Source organism: Arhodomonas sp. KWT (assembly GCF_010993615.1).
In genome coordinates, this window is the sequence record NZ_WNXE01000027.1 from 27854 (window position 1) to 28963 (window position 1110).

Here is a 1110-nt window from a genome sequence, read left to right on the forward strand (position 1 = left end):
CTCGCAGCGGCAGGCGGGTGAGCTTCGGGCTGATCCGCATGGCGAACATCGAGCCCCTGGTGCAGGTCGCCCGGGCGCTGCTGGCGGCCGGCGCGCCGGAGGGCCACCGCATCCACCTGTGCGTGTATCACGCGCAGTTCCCGCTGGTCATGCGCTCGACCATCGAGCGTCATCTGGATGGTGCCCTCGATCGCCGTGACGAGATGGCCGTGTTCGAGCGCCCGGAGGTGCGGGCCTGCATCGACGGCGCCGACGAGCCGGATCAGCTGTTCGTCGTCCTGGGCTCGCCGGTGACGGAGGTCGGCCGGGACCACGACTACGACTGGGCGGTGGTCGAGCCCTCGTCGATGCGCTCGCTCATCCAGCTCGCCGGCCGGGTGCGGCGGCACCGGGTCGCCCCCTGTGAAACCGCGAACATCGCCCTGCTGGCCAGCAACTACAAGGCCATGGAAACCCCCGGCAACGTCGCCTTTACGCACCCCGGCTTCGAGGGCGCGGCGCGATGGCGGCTCAGCAGTCACGACCTGCACGAGCTGCTCGCGCCCGACGAGTACGAGGTGGTGGACTCACGGCCGCGCATCACCGAGCGCGGCGAGCTGCGCCCCCGCGACAGCCTGGTGGACCTGGAGCACGCCCGCCTGCGTGCCGCCCTGCTGCCCGGCGAGTCTGGGCCGGGCCGCGCCATGACGGCGCGGGAGCGGCGCGCCATGAAGGCGCCACCCACACCGCCGCTCAACGCCGCGAGCTGGTACGGCCTCCCGCGCGCGGACCTCAGCGGCGTGCTCCAGCGCAAACAGCCGTTCCGGCGGCAGACCCGGGAGGAGGTCGAGCTGGTGCTGATGCCCGACGACGCGGGCGAGCACTGGCACCTCAGGGAGCTGTGGCACGAGCCCGGCAGGCGGGGCGCCCCCCTCTATCTGGAGGCGGATGGCCGGCTGGAACGCACGACCCTGGAGGGCGTGCCGGGCGAGCGCATCACGCCCTGGATCGGCGCCGGCTACCTCGACGCCCTCGCGGCCCTGGCGGAGGACCTGGATCAGCCGCTGGAGGCGTGTGCGCGTCAGTTCGGCGTGGTGACCGTGCCGCAGAATGATCAGGGCTGGTGTTACC

The 1110-nt window shown here is 72.6% G+C and carries 1 pseudogene; it reads left to right on the top strand.

Annotated elements, in window-relative coordinates:
- Nucleotides 1–1110: pseudogene (locus G7A99_RS25300) on the top strand (type I-F CRISPR-associated helicase Cas3); the annotation flags it as partial.